This window comes from Shewanella sp. AS1 (assembly GCF_021412565.1).
In the GTDB taxonomy this organism is placed as follows: domain Bacteria; phylum Pseudomonadota; class Gammaproteobacteria; order Enterobacterales; family Shewanellaceae; genus Shewanella.
The window spans coordinates 44339-60800 of sequence record NZ_JAKCLJ010000012.1 but is presented as its reverse complement, the minus strand read 5'-3'; the positions used below and the strand labels follow the sequence as shown (position 1 = coordinate 60800).

Annotated in this window: 16 protein-coding genes and 1 pseudogene; 7 read left to right on the top strand and 10 right to left on the bottom strand. The window is 48.3% G+C overall.

Features of this window, described 5'->3' with window-relative positions; all coding sequences use genetic code 11:
* Positions 1–3 precede the first annotated feature (3 nt).
* Positions 4–945, top strand: a complete 942-nt coding sequence (locus LZP69_RS13950; RefSeq protein WP_234201331.1) for an acyltransferase — start codon at positions 4–6, stop codon at positions 943–945.
* 71 nt (positions 946–1016) lie between these two features.
* Here LZP69_RS13950 and LZP69_RS13945 read toward each other — a convergent pair whose 3' ends face one another.
* Positions 1017–2108, bottom strand: coding sequence for a branched-chain amino acid aminotransferase (locus tag LZP69_RS13945; protein WP_234201330.1), 1092 nt, complete (start codon positions 2106–2108; stop codon positions 1017–1019).
* 289 nt (positions 2109–2397) lie between these two features.
* Here LZP69_RS13945 and LZP69_RS13940 point away from each other — a divergent pair, with 289 nt between their 5' ends.
* Positions 2398–2604 carry a cell division protein ZapB gene (locus tag LZP69_RS13940; protein ID WP_234201329.1) on the top strand — a complete coding sequence of 69 codons (207 nt, stop codon included), beginning with the start codon at positions 2398–2400 and terminating at the stop codon, positions 2602–2604.
* 22 nt (positions 2605–2626) lie between these two features.
* Here LZP69_RS13940 and LZP69_RS13935 read toward each other — a convergent pair whose 3' ends face one another.
* From LZP69_RS13935 to LZP69_RS13910, 6 genes are all read right to left on the bottom strand, one after another.
* Positions 2627–2842: a DUF1107 domain-containing protein gene (locus LZP69_RS13935; RefSeq protein ID WP_234201328.1), complete on the bottom strand. Its 216-nt coding sequence runs from the start codon at positions 2840–2842 to the stop codon at positions 2627–2629.
* 267 nt (positions 2843–3109) lie between these two features.
* Positions 3110–3721, bottom strand: coding sequence for a thiol:disulfide interchange protein DsbA/DsbL (locus tag LZP69_RS13930; RefSeq protein WP_234201327.1), 612 nt, complete (start codon positions 3719–3721; stop codon positions 3110–3112).
* A gap of 143 nt (positions 3722–3864) precedes the next feature.
* Positions 3865–4869, bottom strand: coding sequence for a serine/threonine protein kinase (locus tag LZP69_RS13925; RefSeq protein WP_234201326.1), 1005 nt, complete (start codon positions 4867–4869; stop codon positions 3865–3867).
* Between the two features lie 39 nt (positions 4870–4908).
* Positions 4909–5190, bottom strand: coding sequence for a DUF3630 family protein (locus LZP69_RS13920; RefSeq protein ID WP_234201325.1), 282 nt, complete (start codon positions 5188–5190; stop codon positions 4909–4911).
* Positions 5187–5495: a hypothetical protein gene (locus tag LZP69_RS13915; protein WP_234201324.1), complete on the bottom strand. Its 309-nt coding sequence runs from the start codon at positions 5493–5495 to the stop codon at positions 5187–5189. The genes LZP69_RS13920 and LZP69_RS13915 overlap by 4 nt, the downstream gene beginning before the upstream one ends.
* A gap of 394 nt (positions 5496–5889) precedes the next feature.
* On the bottom strand, positions 5890–6540 hold the full coding sequence (locus tag LZP69_RS13910; protein ID WP_234201356.1) for a hypothetical protein: 651 nt from the start codon (positions 6538–6540) through the stop codon (positions 5890–5892).
* 348 nt (positions 6541–6888) lie between these two features.
* Here LZP69_RS13910 and LZP69_RS13905 point away from each other — a divergent pair, with 348 nt between their 5' ends.
* The 3 genes from LZP69_RS13905 (at position 6889) to LZP69_RS13895 (ending at position 10441) form a co-directional block, all read left to right on the top strand.
* On the top strand, positions 6889–7293 hold the full coding sequence (locus LZP69_RS13905; RefSeq protein ID WP_234201323.1) for a nitrous oxide-stimulated promoter family protein: 405 nt from the start codon (positions 6889–6891) through the stop codon (positions 7291–7293).
* 114 nt (positions 7294–7407) lie between these two features.
* Positions 7408–8286 carry a hypothetical protein gene (locus tag LZP69_RS13900; RefSeq protein ID WP_234201322.1) on the top strand — a complete coding sequence of 293 codons (879 nt, stop codon included), beginning with the start codon at positions 7408–7410 and terminating at the stop codon, positions 8284–8286.
* An 88-nt stretch (positions 8287–8374) separates the two neighbouring features.
* Complete coding sequence (locus LZP69_RS13895) at positions 8375–10441, top strand: S9 family peptidase (RefSeq protein ID WP_234201321.1); 2067 nt, start codon at positions 8375–8377, stop codon at positions 10439–10441.
* 61 nt (positions 10442–10502) lie between these two features.
* Here LZP69_RS13895 and LZP69_RS13890 read toward each other — a convergent pair whose 3' ends face one another.
* Positions 10503–11081 carry a hypothetical protein gene (locus LZP69_RS13890; protein WP_234201320.1) on the bottom strand — a complete coding sequence of 193 codons (579 nt, stop codon included), beginning with the start codon at positions 11079–11081 and terminating at the stop codon, positions 10503–10505.
* 507 nt (positions 11082–11588) lie between these two features.
* Here LZP69_RS13890 and LZP69_RS13885 point away from each other — a divergent pair.
* A pseudogene (locus LZP69_RS13885) lies at positions 11589–12008 on the top strand (acetate uptake transporter); the annotation flags it as partial.
* Between the two features lie 260 nt (positions 12009–12268).
* Positions 12269–13714, top strand: coding sequence for an MBL fold metallo-hydrolase RNA specificity domain-containing protein (locus tag LZP69_RS13880; protein WP_234201319.1), 1446 nt, complete (start codon positions 12269–12271; stop codon positions 13712–13714).
* 49 nt (positions 13715–13763) lie between these two features.
* Here LZP69_RS13880 and LZP69_RS13875 read toward each other — a convergent pair whose 3' ends face one another.
* Both LZP69_RS13875 and LZP69_RS13870 read right to left on the bottom strand, forming a co-directional pair.
* The gene (locus tag LZP69_RS13875; protein WP_234201318.1) at positions 13764–14111 is read right to left on the bottom strand and encodes a YkvA family protein; all 348 of its coding nucleotides are present in this window, start codon (positions 14109–14111) and stop codon (positions 13764–13766) included.
* Positions 14112–14138: 27 nt separating this feature from the next.
* Complete coding sequence (locus LZP69_RS13870) at positions 14139–16391, bottom strand: YgiQ family radical SAM protein (RefSeq protein WP_234201317.1); 2253 nt, start codon at positions 16389–16391, stop codon at positions 14139–14141.
* Positions 16392–16462 lie beyond the last annotated feature (71 nt).

Here is a 16462-nt window from a genome sequence, read left to right as displayed (position 1 = left end):
ACCATGCTAAATTTCTTACCGGGTCCGATATTATTTTTATTAAGCAGCCTGTTACTTGTCATCAACACTGTGCTGTGGAGCAGCTTGATCTGTATAGGCGGCCTAATAAAATTGCTGATCCCCATAAGTGGTTTTAGAAAAGCGTCAACCATCATAATGAATCGCTGCATGTGGAGCTGGGCCAGCGTCAATGGCGGTATCTTATTCCTTATCGCAAAAATTGAATGGGACATTGAGGGCCTTGAGGGACTCAAAAAAGAGGGCTGGTATCTTTTGATCAGTAACCACTTGAGTGGTTTTGACATTGCCGTCCTCACCTATGTGCTGCGCAACAATATCCCCATGCTCAAATTTTTCCTTAAAAAAGAGCTACTTTACGTGCCTTTTTTAGGCTTAGGTTGTTGGGCACTGGATATGCCTTTCATGAATCGCACCAGTGCTGCGCAGCTTAAGAAGAACCCTAAGCTGAAAGGCAAAGATCTGGAAACCACCCGTCGCTCCTGTGAAAAATTTAAGAGCATCCCCACATCCATTATCAATTATGTCGAGGGCAGTCGCTTCACGCCAGAAAAACGCGCACGCCAACATTCGCCATATCGCTACCTGCTGCGCCCCAAGGCCGGCGGCATCGCCTTTACCATCTCTGCCATGGGCGAGCAGTTTACTAACCTGCTCAACATTACCCTAGTCTACCCTGATTCTGCTGGCAATACCCTGTCTGAAGTGATGCATGGCACGGTCAAACGCATAGTGATCCGCATTGAAACGCTACCTGTCCCGCAAGTGGATGACGTGAAATATTTTAATGACGCCGAAACCCGTGCCCAGTTCCAGCGCTGGCTCAATGGCATCTGGCAGCAAAAAGATGAGCAGATCCATCAAGTTCTGCTGAAGTATAATTCAACTCAAGTCATTGATGATGCAGTAGAAACCAAGGTTTCCTAAAGAAACCCGTGATTCATATCCACTGAAAACAAAAAAGCGCCCTTAGGCGCTTTTTTGTTTTCGAAATGGGGTTAAGGTGCAACGCGCTCGACACGCTTAATCCAACCTTCCGGCCCCTCCGTCTTACCGTTCTGTATATCGGTTAAGACCTTATAGATGCGGCGAGTGTGTTCACCCACGCTACCATCACCTACAGTGACGATACGATGATCTTCAAAGATATAAGAGCCTACTGGTGATACTACAGCGGCCGTACCTAGGCCACCGGCTTCGATAATCTCTCCGGCTTCTATGTCGGCGATAAACTTATCCAGCATCACGGTTTCTTGGCGAATCTCGCAGCCCAGCTGCTCGCCCAGATCCATGATTGACTGAGAGGTGATCGACTTCAAAATAGTATCGGTAAATTCTGGGATGATGATGGTGCCATCTTTGAGCACGTGGAAATGATTCATCGCCCCCGCTTCCTCGACCTGCTTATTGCTGGCATCGAGATACAAGACTTGAGAAGCACCGTACTCCGCGGCGGCCTTACCGGCACGCAGCGATGCGGCATAGTTGCCTGCGGCCTTAGAAGCACCTGTACCGCCGGTTACCGCACGGTGAAAGCGCTCTGTGATCAGCAAACGAATTGCACTGTCAAAACCATTGCTGTAGTAAGCGCCACTTGGGCTGAGCATGACGCAGAAAGTGTATTGCTGGCTAGGACTTACTGACAATCTGTCTTCTGTGGCAAACACGAAGGGACGAATATAGAGACAAGCGCCCTCTTGCATTGGGAACCATAATCTATCGACATCAATGAGGGCATTCACGCCGGCCTGCACCATATCTTCTGGCAACTCGGGAATACAAACGATCTCGGCACTACGATTTAAACGTTCGGCATTTTTGTTTAAGCGGAAAGTGTATATCTCGCCATCGTCATGCATAAACGCTTTTGCGCCTTCGAAAATCGATTGACCATAATGTAAGGCCATCGCGCCAGGTGCAATTTCAAAGGGTCCATAGGGTACAATTCTGGGATCGCACCACTGTCCATCACGGTAATCCATTAAAAACATGTGATCGGTTCTGAGCTTACCAAAACCCACATTAGTGTCAGGCTTAAACTGTTCGGTACGACGCTCAGATGTCGGCTTCAAATTATAGTTTATTTGCATTGTATTCCACCTCGATTGCTGAATATGCAGACTATGAATGCCCCGTTATAAAGTCAAGCACAATGGGGCTTAGCTAAGACATGAGAGGCAAATTCTTTATCAAAAATAAGTACAGTTTTATGAACAGCAGGGCTTGGGATAACAAAGCAAAAAAAGGGAGCGGAACAAGATAAATAAAGATTAATCACACTATCGCTGTTTTTTTATTCACTTAGCACAGATGGGCTGTTTACTAAGATACAGGCGCTGATAGAATCAGATCCCCATCCAGAAACTATTAGGACTTCCGATGAGCCTTGAACTACTGTCCAAGCTGGAAACAAAAATCCAAGCCGCACTCGAAACGATTGAGCTACTTAAAATGGAGCTCGAAGAAGAGAAGCAAAAGAACCAAAATCTTACTGAAACCAACCAACAACTTAGCCAGGATCTTCATTCTTGGAACGAAAAAATCACCGGACTGGTTGGCTTACTCAACGATGAAGTAAGTGAATAAAGAGAGTGACCGAAGCGAAGATTTAAGCCGTCTTCGCTTCATTACTGTGCTGGGTCTGGATCAACTGATTTAATTCGATCACCGCCTGCTTCACCTCAGGCTGAGGCTGTTTCGGCAACAAAAATCGCCCGTTATTAAACTCCAATCGACCCAACTCTTTTACCCAAATCGCCCCAGATACAAAAATACGCGCATGTTTCACAATGAGTTTTGGTGCGTAGACAGGAAAAACTCTCATTTAGACCTCCTCGTAAACGACCTGCTTGTTATTTTTTATTGTTGATTCTTTTTATTGCCAATTCTTTTTATTGTTAGATTCGACCCGACGAATGCCGACTTAATTTCATCTGATGAACAAATTTTCATCTCACATCTGGCAAGTGACCAACCGAACACGGGCACAATTTAACCTATTACTAACATAAAAAAAATCCGATGAGTCAGGCTCATCGGATTTTTATGATTTCATCGCCACAAATTCAGTGACTTAGGCGAGAAATAAAGATTATTTTAACTGGGTAAGGTAGTTAGTTAACTGCATCAGCTCATCCATAGACTTCAGTGAACTCATCTCAATACGGTACTTACCATTCACCACTAGCGCAGGAACGCCCTGGATCTTGGCATTCTCAGTTGCACGCTTCATCTGTGCCATCTGGGCACTCACCATAAATGAGCTGGCCGCCGAATCGAACTCTTTGCCACTAACGCCATTGGCGATAAACACCTGACGGATATCATCACGGCTTACGAAACGCTGTTTCTTATCATGGATTGCTGCAAACAGGGCCGCTTCCACTTTCGCTTCAACATTTAACTGATGGGCCACAGCAAAGGCGCGAGACATCTCGACACCCATTTCACGGCCAATAAACTCGACATGATGCTGTTTGAATTCAACACCCTGAGGCAGTTTAGACTTGATGATTGGCAGCTGATGCTTGGCGAAGTTATAACAGTGTGGGCAGTAGAAAGAGAAAAACTCAGCCACTTCAGGCTTAGCGGTTGCTGGGCCAGAATTAATGACAGTGTAATTCACGCCCTCTTCAAACTGGGCGGCAAATGCAGCCATAGGAGCCATAAACAAGGCCAGTGTGATCAGTAATGCTTTTCTCATGTTGATTCCTTATGAGTATTTCCAGGGTACTTGTACCGAATAAAAAATTGACCATAACATAATGTGCTTTGGAGTCGACCTCAAGGAGATTAGTTCATTTTATCTTGCCCACTTGTCTAATTAATCCCAAAACCGCTCGATTTTCAGTGTTGTGGCAACAGACTCAAAGGTGGTTCATCCAATGCCGCCAGCTGCTCCTTAAAGGCCAATATCTGTTGCTCCCAATACTTGGACTCTCCAAACCAGGGGAAATGCATAGGAAAGGCAGGATCGCCCCAGCGACGACTCAGCCAGGCGCTGTAGTGCAACATACGCAATGAACGCAGCGGCTCAATCAGCTTGAGTTGCCGCTTGTCGAAATCACAAAACTCTTCGTAGGCTTCCAGTATCACCTCAAGTTGCAAGGTCTGTTGTGAGCGATCCCCTGCCAGCATCATCCAGATATCCTGAATAGCCGGTCCCATCTTGGCATCGTCGAGATCCACAAATCCCGGACCATCGGGTGTCCAAAGTATATTGCTGGGATGCAGATCGCCATGCAGGCGAATATGGGGGGCATCGACTTCAGAGAACAGCTGTTTAGTCTTAGTCAGCACTTGCTCTACCACAGTAAAATAGGCAGTCTCCAGACCGACCGGCACATGACCAGACTGCTGCAGCCACAACAGAGACTCATCCCCCAAACGTTCAGGTGTTAAAGCCTCGCGGTGATGAAAGGGTTTAGCCTGGGCGCACTGGTGGATACGGCCGATAAAATGGCCGACCTCTTCAAGGTGATCCAGATTATCCACCTCAAACGGCCTCCCCCCCATAGAGGGAAACAGGGTAAAACGGTACCCCTGATATTCATGGAGCGAGCGGCCATCGACAATGAGAGGAGTAGCAACTGGGATCTCCTGCTCGCTAAGCTCAGCGGCGAAGCTATGCTCCTCTAGGATCTGCTCATCGCTCCAGCGCTCGGGTCGATAAAATTTCACCACATAACGGCGTTTGTTGTCGTCACGAAACTGATATACCCGGTTTTCATAACTGTTTAATGCCAGGAGTCCGGTTTCGGGATAGATAGCCAGAGACTCGATGGCATCAAGGATAAGATCCGGTGTCAACGCCTGATAATGAAATCCAGCGTCCATATGTTGATCATGCATTCAATTTGTCTCACACAATGGCTGATAAAGCCTATCGGGTTATTTTAGCGTTAACAGACAAGCCAGATACTCGAGCACTTCAAACTCGTCATCCCGCTCGACAGATAACCAGCAGCTATTGCCGTAAAATTCATAGTTTAGCTGCAGCAGGGTTCCCTCAAAGTCCAGCAACCACTGATGTCTGTCGGCGCCCCAATGACGTTCTATTATCCGGCAATCCAGCCCCTGAATAAGCGGCTCGGCAAACTGCGTAAAGTTATCGAAATCAATATCGCCGCTGATACTTAAGGCTTTTGCTTCTCTGTCCAGAGTGTACTTCATAATGCTTTCTCCAGTTCAAAGCGGACACACTGCACATCACCCTGCTTATCATCCTGACACTGAAAACCACACTGATAACTGCCCTTGCCCGACTCACTTAACTTCACCATACCTGCTCCTTTAGCCAGACATTGGTCGAGTTCTTGATAATAACCCGTGATATGGGGCACTAAAGGCCCTTGGGGTATAGTCGCTTGATCTTCATAGTAGAACAGGGTCCATTGCGGCACCTGAGTACAGGCTACTAGCCCAAACAGACTAAAACCTAGACCCAAAGCCAGGCTGATTAATAATCGCTGCTGCATCTTATCTCCTATCGAACCGGCAAGCTTGTCTTATTGACCTGGAGGCAAATTGCCATACATGTTCACGACACAACGCCAACTTGTTCCCATCCCTGGCAAGTTGACATAAATGTTCCCGACACAACGCCTATTTGTTCCGTCCCTGGCAAGTTAACATAAATGTTCACGACACAACGCCTATTTGTTCCGTCCCTGGCAAGTTGACATAAATGTTCACGACACAACGCCTATTTGTTCCGTCCCTGGCAAACAGGCATAAATGTTCCCGACATAAAGCAGACTCGTGATCATCCCTGCTCGTCTGCATAAATGTTCCCGACATAAAAAAGGCGAACTGAAGTTCGCCTTTAATCATAATCACCATTCTACACAGCTTCTAATCAGCTTGCAGTCATTACTTTGCCACTTTCTGCTTGGCCTTTTCGATGCGGGCAATTCGCCCCTCAAAGCCTGTGACCGTGCCATCTGTCAGCCCATATCCCATGGCCGTCTGACACACTTTTATCGCGCCATCAAACTGACCACTGTCATTGAGCAAGGTGGCCAACTGCATAAAGGCTGTGCCTTTTTCGTTTGCCGGTGAAGGTAACTGGGCAAATACTGCCTGATAATCGGCCGCCAGCCCAGCACCATATTCGCAATAAGATTGCTCTTTACGCTGTTTATAACACTCGCCTATAGCCTGTAGTAGCCCTGCATGTTTCTCCTCTGCTGTGGCGGCATTACGATACTCGATCAATGCGCTGGCGAGTTTATCGTTAGCCCAGGATTCATCCATTGCCGACTCACTCGACTCAGATACGCTAGCAACGACTGGCGTCGATTCGATCTCAGACTCAATCTCAGCCTCTTGCTCTATCTCAGCATCTGGCCCAATCGATATGGGCCTAACTGGCACTGGCGCTTCAGGCTCAGCTAAGGACTCGCTCTGAGTCTTAGTCGAGCTTACGACTTCATCTTCGAGTGGCACTAACTTTTCAGCCGCCCGCTGCGCCTGACGTTGCTCCTCTTTAGCCAAACGCTGCGCCCGCTTGTACAAATACACCCCAACAACTATTAGTAAAATAATGGCTATATATTTCATCATCATCCACCGTTGATTGAACGCCCCCAGAAGCTAAGCCCATTTTACCTTCTGTTAGCTGGAGCTATTAATATAAATCAATTGTTTATACCTCTTTTTTACTCGGGTATCAAAAAATGAGCTAAAAATTAACCCACTTTTGTTAAAAACATCATATCTTGTCGTTACAAAGTTGCGATTAACAGAAAAAACCCGACCATTTAAAACACTATTTTGTGCGCATCTTCATAAAATAGTTCGCTGCTTTTGTATTCACTAATCAAGCGAGTTAACCTCAGATATAACCCAGTAAAACACTCAGGTTTAGTCATGACAACACAATTACTCGACGGTAAACTTTTACGTGAATTTCAAACCATAAAAGCTATGGTGGAGATCTATTGTAAAGCGCACTCCCATACTAAAAGTAAAACTACACTGTGCGATGAGTGTCAGGCCTTTCTCGAATATGCCCACACCCGACTCGATCGTTGCCCCTATGGCCAACAGAAACCCACTTGCAACAAGTGTCCTGTTCACTGCTATAAACCGGAGCTTAAGGCTAAAGCGCGTGAAATCATGATTTTTTCAGGGCCTCGCATGCTACTGCCTCATCCCATCATGGCAATACGCCATCTACTTGCCGAACGCGCTCCCGTACCGGGCAAACCACCAGCAGGTGTATCAAATCGTCATATAAGACTTGCTAAAGAGCAAAGTAAGGCAAAAAACTAATCTGTTGAGATATTATATTAGCGATCGTTAATATCGCTTAATAATTCAACTAACTGTTGAAATTAAAACCGTTTTCTAGCATCTTTAGTATGGATGCTCTGATGATGGTTTATTATGGATATAACCTACGGTGGCTTTTTTTACGAAGGGTATTGGTGGATATCCCTGCTTGGTGGCCTGCATTGTGTAGGGTTGGGCGCCTATATCAATTACTTTTATCGAGAGCACAACAATACCCATAAGCTGTTGAGTGCCATATTTATTCTGATTTCAATCTACTTTCTAACGGCTCTGATTAACCAACACAACGCCCCCTTCTCAATTCAAACATTGCTGTTTTGCTTGGCGCCGACCTACTTTCTGTTAACGCCCTTACTCTACCTTTACTGTTATCGTTCGCTGCACAACCTAAGCGGAAAAAAATCCCACTCTTGGCATTACCTGCCTGCCGCGCTGTTGGCCTTAGTCATACTCTGTACTTTCCTGTTGAGCAGTGACTTTAGGGCCTATATCCAGAGCAATGGTCAGGAGGATGCCGGCTATTACATACTGTTTAGCGCCCTGATCCCCTTGCTACTCGCCGTACAGGCAACTATCTATTTTTTATTAATTTTCAACCTTTTAAAACAGTTTAAGGGACTGATAAATCCAGCACATCATAACGGCCTTAAGGCGATAAAATTCAGATGGCTTATGCTGCTGACATCGGCCATGTTAATCAATGGCATACTGCGTACTATTATGTTGATTCTCCCCATCTACCTCGGCGACAGTATTAGTATGACGGCTCAGGCCATCACAAACTTTGGCCTATTAGTCACTGTCTATGGCCTAGCCATCTACGGTATAAAACATATCACCATCACAGCCTATTTAAGGGGCAGTCAGTCACGGCAGAAAATCCAATCCAAAGTAAAATCCAGCAAAGAGCTGCTCTCTGCTGACGAGATAACCTACCTAAAAGATCTCATGCAACCTAAGAAAAAAGAGTAGTTGATTCCCGACTTTCACTTTTTGCGTTAAGGTATCGCCAACCAATAAAAACAACACTTCATCACGATTGCAAACTGAAGAGGACACAATGGGCAGAGCAAACCTATTTGCCGCACTTGCGGTATTTTCCGGCGGACTTCTCGCCGCCCAAGGACAGCCTGGAGCCATCGATCGTACACATAAGATCACTACCGATGATTTCTTTACTATAGCCAACATGAGTAATGTGCAGCTCAGCCCAGATGGTAAGCAGGCTATCTGGTTAGAGTCCCGCTGGGACAAGGCCCTGGACAAAGCGCAGAAAGATATCTGGCTGATCAACACTAAAAACCGTCAGACACAGCGTCTGACGTTCACCAACGAGAGCGAATCCAGCCTAGTGTGGAGTCCTGACAGCCAATATATCTATTATCTCAGCAAGCAGAGTAATGAAGATAAAAAGCCACCCTACAATGGCAAGTCACAGGTTTTTAGGCTGGCATTACAAGGTGGCGAGGTGGTTGCCATCACCAAAGAGGCTGAGGGGATCAAGGCGTTTCAGCTGAGTCAGGATGGTAATAGCCTCTATTTCCTTGGCAATAAAACTACCACAGAAAGCGATCTCTGGAGCGAGATGCGTAGCAAGCACGCAACGCCTAACTATGCCCATGGCAAAGTCACCACTAACCCTTTGTATAAACTGGATCTGAATCATTATCAGCAAAATCTGCTGCTCGATGACGACAAGGTAGTCTGGGAGTTTCGCGTCAATAAAGATGCCAGCCAGATAGCCCGTATCACCACAAAAGACAACGAAATCATCCACCTTGAAGGCTGGTCTGATATCGAAGTCTATAACACGCAAAAAGGTGAAAACCAGACGCTAAAAGCGACCCAGTGGCGCGATAAGGCGCCTTCACCCTACGGTTGGCTGCTAGGGTTAGACTGGAGTGGTACAAACCAGCTGGCGTTTCGAATCGATTTCGATGGCCATCCGGGCAAACTCTTTGTAGCCAATCCGAGTCAGCCTCAAAGTGATGCGCTGGAGATCAAACCTAAAGGCGATGTTACCCTCTACGCGAGCGACATCCACTGGCGAGCTCAGAGCGATGAGATCTGTTATCGCGGCGCCGATCATGGCCGCGTCAAACTCTACTGCAGCGAAGTTGATGACAACAAACAGGGCGATACCCGCACTGTGGTCGATGGCGATCTGGTTATCGGCAGCTACAGCTTCAATCAAGACGGTAAGAAGCTGGCATTCAGTCACAATGGCTTAGATCATTTTAGCGATCTATTTATCGCCGATGGCGCCAGCAAGAAGGCGAAATACAAGCGCATTAGCAACATTAACCCCCAGGTCGATAGCTGGATTTTACCCCAGATCTCTGTGGTCAAATGGCGAGCCCCGGACGGCACACAAGTCGAAGGTATTCTCGAGCTGCCAGCCGACTACAAGAAAGGCGATGCGCCCCTGCCGTTAGTGGTGCAGATCCACGGCGGTCCAACGGCTGCAACCCCTTATGCGCTGCAACACAGAACTTACGGCCGCACCACTTTCGCCGCCGATGGTTGGGCGCTGTTATCCCCCAACTACCGAGGTTCGACCGGCTATGGCGATAAATTCCTGACAGATTTGGTCGGTCACGAGCATGATATCGAAGTCAAAGATATTCTCGCGGGTGTGGATCATCTCATCAAACAGGGCATAGTCGATGGTGACAAGATGGCAGTCATGGGCTGGAGTAATGGGGGTTATCTCACCAATGCCTTAATCAGCACGACCACACGCTTTAAGGCCGCTAGTTCAGGGGCTGGTGTATTCGATCAGCGTCTGCAGTGGATGTTGGAAGACACCCCTGGCCATGTGATTAACTTTATGCAGGGGCAACCTTGGGAGAAAGCCGATGCTTACACCCATGGCTCGTCATTAACTCACGCCGACAAAATTAAGACTCCGACGCTAATCCACATAGGTGAGAAAGATGAGCGCGTCCCCTTAGGCCATGCTCAAGGTCTATATCGCGCCCTGAAACATTATCTTAATGTTCCCGTCGAACTGCTGGTCTACCCGGGTGAAGCCCATGGCCTGAGCAAGTATCAGCACAAGAAAGCCAAGATGGATTGGGATAAACTCTGGTTCGATCATTATGTGCTAGGTAAAGACGTGAAATAAATTTCGTTCTTGCCATCAAAAAAAGCGCCAAACGGCGCTTTTTATTTGAATCCAATCCAGACTATTCATGGCCCCAAGGCGTTGGTGGCAGCGCCACGGGCTTGCTCAAATCGAAATCTACCTTAAAGTCGCGGTTTTCCCGAGTTAAACGGTACACATAGGTATCGTCATTTATACCCACATGCCACACGTTAGTCACAGACTGAGCCAGACCATTTTCCTTAAAGTTATTAATCGAATAGGCATCCACCGGGAAAGATTGCCACTGAGCCGTACCATTAGAATCGGTATCGCCACCATACATGGTCACCTTATCTTCGCTGCCATCCTCGTGGCGATGGTCGTGCTTTAAACGCAGGCCGGTAGCTGTTTTAGTGATCACCCAGGTACGGGAATGATCCTCACCCACATGAAAGGGGATCTTCAGCTCATTGTCACTGCATTCACGTACATGCATCACCAGCTTCTTACCGCTAAAAGCAGAATCGGCGCTGTCCCCCGCGGTGATCTTGCCTTCAAATGCCTTGCCGCAATGAGCGGCAATATTGGCAAAGAAACTGTCTTGCTCACTGCTTGTGGCTAAGGCTGGCGCGGCAAGAAATGCCGTTGCAGCAATTAAAAACGGAGCTCGGTTTTTCATATTTTTTTCATCTCCAATTTATCGGCCAAAAAACAGTAACACGGGTGGATAAATTCAAACTGAAAATGAAGCGTTTCATTCAGCCGCTTTCATTTAAGCGGGAATTGTTAAAAACCGAAGTCAGATCGCTTTTGGCTTAAAGTTGTGACGAACCCAAGATTTATCGCGTTTTTAGTTCTCAAATAAAACCTCGCTCTCGTGACGCCGAATATTGAACTTTGATAGCGGTTAACTATTTGACAAGAAAGTGACTGTACTCATATATAAATTTGATAAAACACTAGCTGTATAAATTTAAATAAGTTTATTTTCCGCCTCAGCCTGCAAAGCCATCAAACAAAATATATCTATATGGTTTTTATCATTTAATTATTAAAAGCCTGCTGTTTTGTCAGTTTCATTCTTATCAATTGTTCACTTCTTATAATTCGCCGCCTTTTAAAATCAGTAGATTGAATATTGCGAGTCGGCATGCTGCCATGAAACTCATTTCATTAGGAAATTTTAGTGTCCACAAAACTTGCGAATCCAGCCCCATTAGGTCTAATGGGTTTTGGTATGACGACCATTCTACTGAGCATCCATAATGCCAGATATTTTCCGATTAACGCTATAATTTTAGCCATGGGATCTTCTATGGCGGCTTAAGTCAGGTCATTGTCGGCATCATGTGTTTTATGCGCGGCGATACCTTCGGTACCACAGCATTTACCTCTTACGGGTTGTTCTGGTTGACTCTGGTTGGCTTGATCTTGCCAAACACAGGGATCGCAGCAAGCCCAGTTCACTTTATGGGCTGGTATGTAACCTTATGGGGGATCTTTACCGCTTTCATGTTTGTGGGTTCATTGCGTTACCCACGTGCCAAACAATTTGTATTTGCATCGCTCACCCTGCTCTATTTTCCTTCTAGCAGCAAAGGATTATCGTGATTAGCGCGCTATCCCAGATGGCAGCGCCTGCAGGAATGGGTAATACTCGGGCCATTGCTTTTCTCTTATCACTCAGACTCTTTCCTACTGCTCTTGGCAGCCATATCGGTGATCCTGCTAGGCTGATAACTGGTGATGCCACAGCATAAAGACTATCTTTTAATGGCGGTTTCCTCACACTAAACCTGTCTCGTAATCGGCTTATTTAGCCTAGATTCAGTTGCAGACTGACAGTCAAAATACAGGGATAAGACTATGCAGATGACGCTCACTTTTCTCGGTGCAACTCAGGAGGTCACGGGCTCCTGTCATCTACTCACTATTGATGGTCGTCAGGTACTGCTCGATTGCGGCCTTATTCAAGGAGGAAAGCAGGATGCGCTGCGTAATCATGAGCCCTTCCCTTTCGAACCAAAGGCCATAGATGCGGTCATTCTCAGCCATGCCCATATCGATCATTCCGGCAGGCTGCCACTATTGGTCAAGTCAGGTTTTTCCGGCCCTATCTTTACCCATAAAGCCACAGTCGAACTCTGTGAGGTAATGCTTAAAGATGCCGCCATGCTGCAGGTTAGAGACGTTGAGCGCCTCAATAAAAAACGCCTGAAGATGGGGCTTGAGCCCTTAGCGCCACTATTTGATGAAACCGATGTCGATCAACTGATGCGCCAGTTTGTCCCCCTGGAATATGGGCAATCGACCCCCATAGTGCCTAATCTCACCGCCTGTTTATCCGATGCGGGGCACATACTCGGCTCGGCGATTGTCGAGCTCTGGCTTGGAACGGCCGAGGCACGAAAAAAACTGGTGTTCAGTGGCGATCTGGGCCGCGCCGGCATGCCTATATTAGACGACCCCACACTGATAGCCAGCGCCGATCTGGTCATCATGGAGAGCACCTATGGCGACCGATTGCACCGCAGCTGGGAGGCCACTCTCGATGAGTTAAAAAGCATTTTCGCGCAAACCATCAAGCAGAGCCGCGGCAACATCTTACTGCCCGCCTTTTCGGTTGGGCGAGCCCAAGAGCTGCTCTATCTATTTCATCTGTATGCCAAGGAGTGGCAACTGTCAAAATGGCGTATCTGCCTCGACAGCCCGATGGCGATTAGGGCGACCCAGATCTACGTGGCTAACTATCGGCTGATGGACGATGACTTTAAGCGTTTTACCCGCCTGTCGCCGGGGCAGCATCCGCTGCTGTCCAATGTGGATTTTATCGCCACCACAGAGGAGTCAATGGAACTGAATGAGATCCATCAGGGCTTAATCATCATAGCCGGCAGCGGCATGTGTAATGGTGGTCGCATCCGCAGTCATCTGGAGCATAATCTGGCTAATCCACAGTCAGATGTGATCATCTGTGGCTTTCAGGCCCTAGGCACGCCGGGACGCTTGTTAGTGGATGGGGCTAAATCCCTGACCATACATGGCAACAGTATCGAGGTGGCGGCGAGAATTCACACCATTGGCGGCCTGTCGGCCCATGCGGATCAGGCAGAATTGATGCGTTGGTATCAATATTTTAAGGATGCGCCGCCGCTGATTTTGGTACACGGCGAAGTCGAAGCGCAAAAAGTGCTGCAGTCCAAGCTCACTGCAAACAGGGCCGAGTCGCCCCATGTGGTGATCGCCGAGCATGGGGATACCTTGGACTTAACGGCCCTGCCAAAGCTGAACTGGCAGGCTAGTTTGCTTTAGTTTAAGAAGAAAGTTTACGGCAAGAGCAGCAAGGACGCTGCTTTAGTCGCTAATCTTCGAACCACTGAGCGGTTTTATCGCTCGCCTGCTGCTCAACTTCATCGTCGATATAGACGCTCACCATGGCCAGTGCGGCGGCAAGCGCGCCTAAGTCATCGGTAAAACCGACGAAAGGAGTCAGATCCGGCACCGCATCGAGGGGAGTAATGAAATAGGCCAGCGCCCCAAAAATCACTGTCTTAGCCCATTTAGGCGTATCGGGACGCTGGGCGGCGTAATAGAGACAGAACGCCTTGTGGATAACCTCTCGTCCGGCCTGCTTGGCAAACTGCTTTACCTTCTGCCAGAAACCCGCTTCGCTGTATGCTTCGCTGCTATGCTCTGAAGGATTGCTCATCTCACGCCTCTGCTCTTTTTTATCGACTTAACGCTGGTGCTTAGGAGTCGTACCCCAGGCATTTTTCGCCGGACGTTTACCGCTTCTCACCGCTGGCTTAGATTTGCCTGCCTTATCGGCAGATTTAGCCTTGCCCTGGCCTTTTCGCTCGTCGAATTGATTCGCCGAGAAACGGGTGAGGCCCTTCTTACCGGGCGCGGCTTTGGCTGCGGTTTTACTTCTGTGGCCCTCGCGCTCCTGACGAGTCTCAGTCGGCACCAGACAGTTGACGCCATTGCCGATAAGGTTTTCCTTGCCCATCTTTATCAGGGCTTCGCGGATCAGTGGCCAACCGGCAGGATCATGATAACGCAGCAGCGCCTTATGCAGCTTGCGCTGGCGCCCGCCTTTAGGCACTGACACTGTCTCGCTGCTGTGTTTCACATTCTTCAATGAATTGAGCTCGGTATGGTAAATGGTTGTGGCGTTCGCCATGGGCGATGGATAGAAGTTCTGCACCTGATCCAGCTTGAACTTCTCACTCTTAAGCCAGAGCGCCAGATTCACCATATCTTCATCTGTGGTACCGGGATGGGCCGAGATAAAGTAAGGAATAAGATACTGCTTCTTACCTGCCTGCTGGGAGTAATGATCGAATAACTCTTTGAATTTATGATAACTGCCCATGCCGGGCTTCATCATCTTATTCAGCGGCCCCTCTTCGGTATGCTCAGGAGCGATTTTCAGGTAGCCGCCCACATGATGGCTGGCAAGCTCCTTGACATAGCGGGGATCTTCCGTGGCTAAGTCGTAACGCACGCCCGAGGCGATCAACACCTTCTTGATGCCCGGCACGTCACGGGCGGCGCGGTATAAGTCAATAGTCGCCTGATGGTCTGTATCCAAATGGCCACAAATAGAGGGGAATACGCAAGAAAGTCGACGACAGGTTTTCTCGGCTTTCTCGCTCTTACAGCCCAAGCGGTACATGTTAGCCGTGGGGCCGCCGAGATCAGAGATCACGCCAGTAAAGCCCGGCACTTTATCCTGAATATCCTTGATCTCTTTGATGATAGAGTCTTGAGATCGGCTCTGAATAATGCGCCCCTCATGTTCGGTAATAGAACAGAAAGAGCAGCCGCCAAAGCAGCCGCGCATGATGTTGATCGAGGTCTTAATCATCTCATAGGCAGGGATCTTCTCCTTGCCATAGACAGGATGAGGCACGCGCTGATAGGGCAAGTCGAACACGCCATCCATCTCGTCGGTATTCAGCGGCCAGGCGGGCGGATTGACCCAAATCGCCCTTGAAGCATGGGGCTGGAACAGGGCGCGGGCACAGCCGGGATTCTGCTCCTGATGCAAGATACGCGATGCATGGGCGTAGAGATATCTGTCTTCGCTCACCTTCTCAAAACTGGGCAGCAAGACATAGGTATTCTCCCAGGGCTTGGGACGAGGCGGCTGCACCGAAATCACCTTAGGAGCATTATCGTCAAACACCTTCACATCTGAGGGGCCAGAGAGATTCTTACAGCCCACATCGTCGGCGCCGTAAGGATTAGGAATAGGATCTATCTTGTGCAGCTGATCCAGCTTACGCGAATCCATCCCCTTCCACTCGGGAAGCGGCTGATTGCGGATCACAGTCGTGCCGCGTACATCTTGGATCTCACTGATGGGCTCGCCCGCCGCGAGGCGATGAGACAGCTCCACCAGCGGGCGCTCGGCATTACCATAAACCAGAATATCTGCCTTGGCATCGAGAATCACCGAGCGGCGCACCTTATCTGACCAATAATCATAATGGGCTATGCGGCGCAGGCTGGCTTCTATGCCCCCTATCACCACAGGCACTTGCTTATAGGCTTCTTTGCAGCGCTGGGTATAGACAGTCACGGCGCGATCCGGGCGCTTACCACCCAGATTACCTGCGGTATAGGCATCGTCATGACGCAGACGACGCTCGGCCGTATAGCGGTTGATCATCGAGTCCATATTACCGGCTGTGACACCGAAATAGAGATTAGGCTTACCCAGCTGCATAAAGTCGGCTTTGCTCGACCAGTCGGGCTGGGAGATGATGCCGACCCTAAATCCCTGCGCCTCAAGCATACGACCGATAACCGCCATACCAAAACTAGGGTGATCCACATAGGCATCGCCCGTCACTATGATGATGTCACAGCTATCCCATCCCAGCTTGTCCATCTCCTTGCGGGACATGGGCAGAAAAGGCGCAGCCTTCTCGTTGCGGCCAAGATATTTAGTATGGGTAAATAATGTGGATTCAACCTGCATGAATAATACTGCCTAAGCTCAAACGGATAATCGATAACACTCAAATAAGTGTAGTCACAGGAAGGGCTTTA

What these genes read in the sequence shown, in the direction of transcription:
- LZP69_RS13950 (WP_234201331.1), top strand. Translation starts at nt 4, where the DNA reads ATGCTAAATTTCTTACCGGGTCCGATATTATTTTTATTAAGCAGCCTG.
- LZP69_RS13945 (WP_234201330.1), bottom strand. Translation starts at nt 2,108, where the DNA reads ATGCAAATAAACTATAATTTGAAGCCGACATCTGAGCGTCGTACCGAA.
- LZP69_RS13940 (WP_234201329.1), top strand. Translation starts at nt 2,398, where the DNA reads ATGAGCCTTGAACTACTGTCCAAGCTGGAAACAAAAATCCAAGCCGCA.
- LZP69_RS13935 (WP_234201328.1), bottom strand. Translation starts at nt 2,842, where the DNA reads ATGAGAGTTTTTCCTGTCTACGCACCAAAACTCATTGTGAAACATGCG.
- LZP69_RS13930 (WP_234201327.1), bottom strand. Translation starts at nt 3,721, where the DNA reads ATGAGAAAAGCATTACTGATCACACTGGCCTTGTTTATGGCTCCTATG.
- LZP69_RS13925 (WP_234201326.1), bottom strand. Translation starts at nt 4,869, where the DNA reads ATGCATGATCAACATATGGACGCTGGATTTCATTATCAGGCGTTGACA.
- LZP69_RS13920 (WP_234201325.1), bottom strand. Translation starts at nt 5,190, where the DNA reads ATGAAGTACACTCTGGACAGAGAAGCAAAAGCCTTAAGTATCAGCGGC.
- LZP69_RS13915 (WP_234201324.1), bottom strand. Translation starts at nt 5,495, where the DNA reads ATGCAGCAGCGATTATTAATCAGCCTGGCTTTGGGTCTAGGTTTTAGT.
- LZP69_RS13905 (WP_234201323.1), top strand. Translation starts at nt 6,889, where the DNA reads ATGACAACACAATTACTCGACGGTAAACTTTTACGTGAATTTCAAACC.
- LZP69_RS13900 (WP_234201322.1), top strand. Translation starts at nt 7,408, where the DNA reads ATGGATATAACCTACGGTGGCTTTTTTTACGAAGGGTATTGGTGGATA.
- LZP69_RS13895 (WP_234201321.1), top strand. Translation starts at nt 8,375, where the DNA reads ATGGGCAGAGCAAACCTATTTGCCGCACTTGCGGTATTTTCCGGCGGA.
- LZP69_RS13890 (WP_234201320.1), bottom strand. Translation starts at nt 11,081, where the DNA reads ATGAAAAACCGAGCTCCGTTTTTAATTGCTGCAACGGCATTTCTTGCC.
- LZP69_RS13880 (WP_234201319.1), top strand. Translation starts at nt 12,269, where the DNA reads ATGCAGATGACGCTCACTTTTCTCGGTGCAACTCAGGAGGTCACGGGC.
- LZP69_RS13875 (WP_234201318.1), bottom strand. Translation starts at nt 14,111, where the DNA reads ATGAGCAATCCTTCAGAGCATAGCAGCGAAGCATACAGCGAAGCGGGT.
- LZP69_RS13870 (WP_234201317.1), bottom strand. Translation starts at nt 16,391, where the DNA reads ATGCAGGTTGAATCCACATTATTTACCCATACTAAATATCTTGGCCGC.